A 6,317-nucleotide genomic window follows, 5' to 3' on the forward strand; every position below is an offset into this window, starting at 1 on the left:
GGAAATGAAAAAGCCCTCTCCAGTTGGAAAGGACCTATTTCTTATTTAAAAAGGAGAGACAAAATAAGCAATCGCCATCAGAACGGACACTTCCATAATGAACATTACAAATATGAAATCCCTCCTGATAAAGTCTCGCTAAATTATCATATCCTTCACCGATATCAACTAGCCTTGCTTCTTGTAAAGCTTTATCATTTTTTTCTTCTTTTTTCTTTGAAATGGATTGATCAAGTCGACGACGTAAAAGGTCATTCTCCATTTTCAGATTGTGATTCTCTTCAAGTAATTGCCCAAGATGTTCTTTCAATTCTCCTAGTTGAGTATACAGATTTCCTATTTGAGTCTCCATACTACTAACAGATTCAAAAATATCTTTTTTGTCCACGCATTCCACCTCGTCATTCTGTGGCTTGAATCGAAATCGCTCCTTCTTTCAGTAGTTCCTCCCATGTATATTCCACAACTCGTTCACGGCCAATTAATTCTAATTGAAGCACTCGTTCTAAAATATTGAGTCCAACAACTTTGCCAGGCCCACTTGTTGTTTCAATCATATCACCGAGGTCTGGAAGCTGTTCCTTTGCACTTTCATACTCATCATTTTCATATTTTAAACAGCACATTAAGCGACCACATAAACCTGATATTTTAGTAGGGTTTAATGAAAGGTTTTGATCTTTTGCCATCTTAATTGAAACTGGCTCAAAATCACCTAAGAAGGTTGAGCAACAAAGCATTCTCCCACATGGACCAATTCCGCCAAGCATCTTGGCTTCATCACGTACCCCAATTTGTCTTAATTCAATTCTCGTACGGAAGATCGCCGCTAAATCCTTCACTAATTCACGGAAATCCACACGTCCATCTGCTGTAAAATAGAAGATTACTTTATTTCTATCAAACGTATATTCTACATCAACAAGCTTCATATCAAGGCTGTGTACCACCACTTTTTCTTGGCAGACATCATATGCCTCTTTAGCCGCTGCTTTATTTTCTTCTACAATTAATTTATCTTTCGAATCCGCAATGCGGATGACCTTCTTCAATGGAAGTACGATGTCATTTTCATCGACTTGCTTTTTATTTATAACAACCTTGCCAAATTCAATTCCTCTAACTGTTTCGACAATGACATATTCGCCATCAGGAATTGTAAAGCCATTTGGGTCAAAGTAATAGATTTTACCCGCTTTTTTAAAGCGTACACCAACTACATCATACAAGCTTAAATCCCTCCTTGTAACTTTATTACCAATTGCTCCATTAATAAATGTGGGTTCATGTTGGTGTATAGACGACGTTTCGCCTCTAATACCGCTGCTATTTGATCACTCACACGTCTTGTTGACGTGGTAAGTGCATGTTGTTTAAAGCTCGTAATCTGGTCATGAAAAATAAGCTTTTCTTCATCATTAAGCTGTATATATAATAAATCTTTATAAATAAGCAATAATATATCTAAACCAAAGCTAAGCTGCTCTTTCTCTTTAAAATGAGGCAACCATTGATCCTGCAAAAAAAAGAAAGCATGAGTTGGCCTTGTATGGATTACTTCATATAATTGTAACACTATTGAACGGGACTGTCCAAACCAAGCATCCTCACTTAATTCACGAGCTTCCTCTAAATTATTGGTTGTATGAGCCACTAGCGAAGCCATAGTAGGAGCTATTCCTTCATCAATCAGACGCTCTGAAATGACCTTTGGAGCAAGTGGCTTAAACGACAAAACCTGGCATCGAGATAAAATCGTATTTAGAATTCGATGGATTTGTTCCGTTAACAAAATCGCTACGGTTTGGCTGGTTGGCTCCTCTAGGAACTTCAATAAACTATTCGCGGCATTTGTTGTCATTTTATCGGCATGATTAATCAAATACACTTTACGATTTGACTCAACGCCCGTTTTAGAAAATTCCTCTTGCAATGCTTGAATTTGCCATTTTTTAATCGATTGACCATCCGGCTCAACAATATGAACATCAGGATGGTTTCCTGATGAAATTCTGCGGCAATTTGTACAGTCGTTGCACGGTCTGTATGCATTTGGATGCTGACAGAAAAGACTTTTTGCTAACAGAAAGCCTACTTCCTTTTTGCCTGTCCCTCGACTTCCCTCAAATAAGTAAGCATGGGCCACTCTATTCTTCTTGAGACTATTTTCAACCATTTTAAGGACAAGTGGTTGATATTCCTGAAGTTGTTCCCATGTTTTTTCCACCATATATCACTCTTTCAAATCACGTATATAAGTTGATTAATAAGCCTTTTATTAATCCAACCTTTCCGAGTATATCAATTGACCCTTTTTCTTGGTCAACCATTTGCTCTGTTAAATCCAATAATTCCTTGTCTATTTGCTCAACAAGCTTATGTGTTCTCCCTTGTCCATTAAAGTTCCAACTATGAGATTCTTTCATATCCATCCCATACTCCACAGCCTCATGGATAAAGCGTTTTACAAGGGATTTATAAGAAGCCAAGTCCTGAAATGTTTGAGAGCGAGAGAGTCGATCTCCCGCCATGTCAATTTGAGAAAGGAGCTTCGTCAATTGCTCCATTTGAAGTTTATTTCCTTCTTGATGGACAATTTTACTGAAAGTATGATTTCCCGAAACTTTATTCATTGTGTTTGGCTGATTTTTATCTAATTTAACACGAAAATCCTGGTTTATTTTCATGAAGTATAATGCACCTACTTAAAATTGGTGAAACGCATCAATCGGTAAAACAAACACCGTAGCTCCTCCCACTTCAACCTTCACTGGGAATGGAACAAAGGAATCAGCATTTCCACCCATTGGTGAAACAGGCGCAATCATTTGCTCCCGGTGTTTGCAATTATCCCTGATAATATCTAATAATTTATTCACACGGATGTCCTCTGTTCCTACAAGGAATGTAGTATTACCTGATTTTAGAAATCCCCCTGTTGTAGCAAGCTTTGTTGCTCTAAAATTATGTTCAACTAATGCCTGTGACAAACGGTTACTGTCCTTATCCTGCACAACTGCAACAACTAGCTTCATCGTATTGCCTCCCTTTATTTTATCACTTTTACGTGTTCCTTCATATTACGAAATTTGGTAACTAATTGTGCGAATGTCCACATTTGTCTTTATTCTATACCAAGTATAGCCAGAACGAAAAGAAAAACCTCAAAAATCATCAGACTTTTGAGGAAATTCATATACTTAACCTTTATTTACATGTTGTTCAATCAATTCTAGTGCTTCCTTGGTCACTTCATCGAGTGCATTCTCCGCATTAATGATATGGAACCGATCCTGAAAGCGATCAGCAACCTTTAAATACCCTTCATACACCTTTTGGTGAAATGAAAGCTTTTCAAGGTCAAGGCGATTTACTTCCCTTTCATCATTCTTTTTTATTCTTGTTAATCCTTTTTCAGGTTGAATGTCAAAAAAAAGTGTTAATGATGGCATAAGTCCATTAATCGCAAATTCATTAATGGAATAAACCTCATCAATTCCTAGGCCACGAGCATAGCCCTGATACGCTAACGAACTATCTACAAAGCGGTCACACAAGACAATTTTTCCTTCTTCTAAAGCCGGAATAACTTTCTCAACTAAATGCTGGCGACGAGATGCAGCATATAGAAGTGCCTCTGTACGTCCATCCATTTTTGTATTGTTCTTATCTAAAATGACAGAACGAATTTGTTCTGCTATATCAATTCCACCTGGTTCTCTAGTGGAAACGACATCATATCCTCTTTTCGAAAGTTCTTCTTGGAGGACTCCTAATACGGTTGTTTTACCCGCACCCTCCGGACCTTCAAATGTTATAAAATAACCTGCCACTTTTTGTTCAAGCCCCTTACATATCTAATATCTTGATATATTTCCTCTTCATATCCCCACCTTGGAAATGTGCACCCGCCTCAATATACGTAGTAAGGATTTCGATGTGTCGTTTAGTTACACATTCTCCTTCCATAAGAACAGGAATTCCTGGGGGATACGGAATAATCATTTCTCCGGAAATGTTTCCAATCGCATCCTTAAGAGAAACAACCTTTTTATTGTACCCTTTAATTTCATTATAGCAAAGTCCAAGTGTGGTAACTGACTTTCCTGCATCGTGTAAATCAATAAATCTACGTTTTATCGGTGTATATTCCTTTACAGCATAATTTATTTTATTGATAATTTCATTAGCATCAAAACTTTTTGATAAAGGTAACACAAAAAGGACATTGTTAGGGTCCGCCATTTCTGTAAAGAGACCTGCTTTTTCAAAGGAGCTTTGCAGTTCATAACCATTTAGCCTACATTGCGATTGGATCGTAAGTTTTAATCGGTCCGTTTGTACGTCTTGATTTTTCGACTTTACGACTTTTAATTGCGGAATTGCTTCCAGCCTCAGTGCAAAAGCAGCAATTTTTTTAATGATTTCATCCGTACCTTTTTCCTTCACCATAGCAAGGTAATGCCTAGCAAGATCAAGTGAAGCCATAATCGGATAGGATGGACTACTCGATTGCAAAATTTGAAGATACGACTCGACCTCTTCATGTTTAATGAGTTGACTGTTTATATGCAAAAAAGAGCCCATTGTCATCGCTGGGAGAGTCTTATGAGCAGAATGCACCACAATATCAGCACCTAAAGAAAGAGCGGATGAAGGAAAACCATTTAGCATAAAATGGGCCCCATGTGCTTCGTCGATTAAAACGGCAGCACCCCTTTCATGGGCATATGTAATGATCCGGTATAATTCGGTTTGATTCGTCATTCCATAATAATTGGGGCTCGTTAAAATAACAGCCTTTATTTGTTGATAAGAATCAAATGCCTCTTTTACCGTTTTAAAAGAAACATAGGAGGGGACCTGTACTTCATCATCATACGTAGGATGAAGAAAGATTGGTCGAACCCCTGCCATCTTTAACCCATTTAAAATCGATTTATGCGAATTTCGTTGCACCAGGACCGTATCATTCCCAGAACATGTCGCAAGTATCATCGCTAAATTTCCTACCGTCGATCCGTTCACTAAAAAATAACTTCTTTTCACTCCATATAAATCTGATACTAACCTTTCTGCTTCCAAAATAGCCTCTTCAGGATGATGTAAATCATCGAGTCCAGTCAATTCTGTTGCATCAATTTCTAATACTTTATGAAAATAGGCTTGTCCCTTACTCGAAAACACTTGTCCATATTTATGGCCTGGTACATGCATCGATTGAGGCATCCTCTTCGCATGATGATCTAACACATCAAACAATGGGGTTTGTAGTTGATTCATAGCTTCATATACCTTCCTTATGTACTTTACCTTATTATAAAACAAAAAAAGGGACCTGTTCTACTAGGTCCGACACCAGCTTGGAATTGCACCTAACGCAATAGCAATGCCAAGTGGTTTGAAACTATGAATATATCTCTGGGGTTGAAATCTTTTTGAGCCGATCTAAATAAAATTGATACTTTGGATCATTTGTTTCCGTACGGATCATATCTTGCTCACAATCCAAACAAATGAATCTTGTATAAAGGTGTATGCCTCTGTTTTTCTCTTGCTCACATATAATACACGTTTCCCCATAATGCTCTCGATTTGCGAGTGAACTCACTGCCTCCACCTCCATACACATATTTTGTCCGGATTTCTTGAAATGTATACACAATTATAAAAATAATGAACAGTTGTAATTTAGTTTATTTAGTAATCTATGAAGTTCAGGAGCTAGTTTGTGTATGTCTTAGATAAAAGTTTATAACTGAAACTGGATTTGGTTGTATTTGAATTGATGGTTTGTTGGAGTACATTGGGGGTGCATTGGTTAGCGCATTTGCAGTTGCTTAACTGAGTGATTCACCGATTTTTGTGTTAACAGTATTTCGGTTATTGGATTGTGATTTGATGATATACCTTTTATGGAGTTTGCAGGATATCATTTGTTGTTTGGCGGTCAGGCGATATACTGTTTTTGGCGTTTGCGGAATATCATTTATCGTTTGGCGACTGGATGGTATATCGTTTATGGAGTTTGCGGTGTATCATTTGTTGTTTGGCGGTTGGGTGATATATTGTTTAGGCTGTTTGCGGGATATCGTTTGTTGTTTAACAACTAGGTGGTATTCCGTTTCCATTTGTGGCATTTTTAAAGATTAAAAAATTGCATGTTCAAGAGTTGTCGTTCCCTTTTTTAACGCTTCAGACTTAAAATGGGCATGATTAACCACGTTGCGTTACTCTTTCCCTCATTCTATTCACTAAAGGGGAACGATTCAACATTTGAACAAGGCATGTATGCACAAAATAAAAAAGACCAACCA

General features: G+C 37.5%; 8 protein-coding genes. All 8 read right to left on the reverse strand.

Going from position 1 to position 6,317, the window contains the following annotated elements; genetic code table 11:
* Positions 1–34 precede the first annotated feature (34 nt).
* Entirely contained in the window at positions 35–388 is a 354-nt protein-coding gene (gene yabA / locus V7138_RS06590; protein WP_335395201.1) for a DNA replication initiation control protein YabA, read from the reverse strand.
* Positions 389–401: 13 nt separating this feature from the next.
* Positions 402–1,229 (reverse strand): PSP1 domain-containing protein, encoded by an 828-nt coding sequence (locus V7138_RS06595; protein WP_335395202.1) that lies wholly within the window; start codon positions 1,227–1,229, stop codon positions 402–404.
* A 2-nt stretch (positions 1,230–1,231) separates the two neighbouring features.
* Positions 1,232–2,227: a DNA polymerase III subunit delta' gene (gene holB, locus V7138_RS06600; RefSeq protein ID WP_335395203.1), complete on the reverse strand. Its 996-nt coding sequence runs from the start codon at positions 2,225–2,227 to the stop codon at positions 1,232–1,234.
* A gap of 19 nt (positions 2,228–2,246) precedes the next feature.
* Complete coding sequence (locus V7138_RS06605) at positions 2,247–2,687, reverse strand: YaaR family protein (RefSeq protein WP_335395205.1); 441 nt, start codon at positions 2,685–2,687, stop codon at positions 2,247–2,249.
* A gap of 18 nt (positions 2,688–2,705) precedes the next feature.
* The gene (locus V7138_RS06610; RefSeq protein ID WP_335395206.1) at positions 2,706–3,035 is read right to left on the reverse strand and encodes a cyclic-di-AMP receptor; all 330 of its coding nucleotides are present in this window, start codon (positions 3,033–3,035) and stop codon (positions 2,706–2,708) included.
* Positions 3,036–3,200: 165 nt separating this feature from the next.
* The gene (gene tmk / locus V7138_RS06615) at positions 3,201–3,833 is read right to left on the reverse strand and encodes a dTMP kinase (protein ID WP_335395207.1); all 633 of its coding nucleotides are present in this window, start codon (positions 3,831–3,833) and stop codon (positions 3,201–3,203) included.
* A 16-nt stretch (positions 3,834–3,849) separates the two neighbouring features.
* Positions 3,850–5,283, reverse strand: a complete 1,434-nt coding sequence (locus tag V7138_RS06620; RefSeq protein ID WP_335395209.1) for an aminotransferase class I/II-fold pyridoxal phosphate-dependent enzyme — start codon at positions 5,281–5,283, stop codon at positions 3,850–3,852.
* A gap of 124 nt (positions 5,284–5,407) precedes the next feature.
* Positions 5,408–5,626 carry a sigma factor G inhibitor Gin gene (locus V7138_RS06625; RefSeq protein ID WP_335395210.1) on the reverse strand — a complete coding sequence of 73 codons (219 nt, stop codon included), beginning with the start codon at positions 5,624–5,626 and terminating at the stop codon, positions 5,408–5,410.
* Positions 5,627–6,317: the final 691 nt, after the last annotated feature.

This window comes from Bacillus sp. JJ1533 (assembly GCF_036965045.1).
Lineage (GTDB): Bacteria > Bacillota > Bacilli > Bacillales > Bacillaceae_L > Ferdinandcohnia.

Bases quoted from the DNA above. Each gene is read 5' to 3' on its own strand.
- V7138_RS06605 (WP_335395205.1), bottom strand. From the start codon at position 2,687: ATGAAAATAAACCAGGATTTTCGTGTTAAATTAGATAAAAATCAGCCA.
- V7138_RS06610 (WP_335395206.1), bottom strand. From the start codon at position 3,035: ATGAAGCTAGTTGTTGCAGTTGTGCAGGATAAGGACAGTAACCGTTTG.
- V7138_RS06620 (WP_335395209.1), bottom strand. From the start codon at position 5,283: ATGAATCAACTACAAACCCCATTGTTTGATGTGTTAGATCATCATGCG.
- V7138_RS06625 (WP_335395210.1), bottom strand. From the start codon at position 5,626: ATGGAGGTGGAGGCAGTGAGTTCACTCGCAAATCGAGAGCATTATGGG.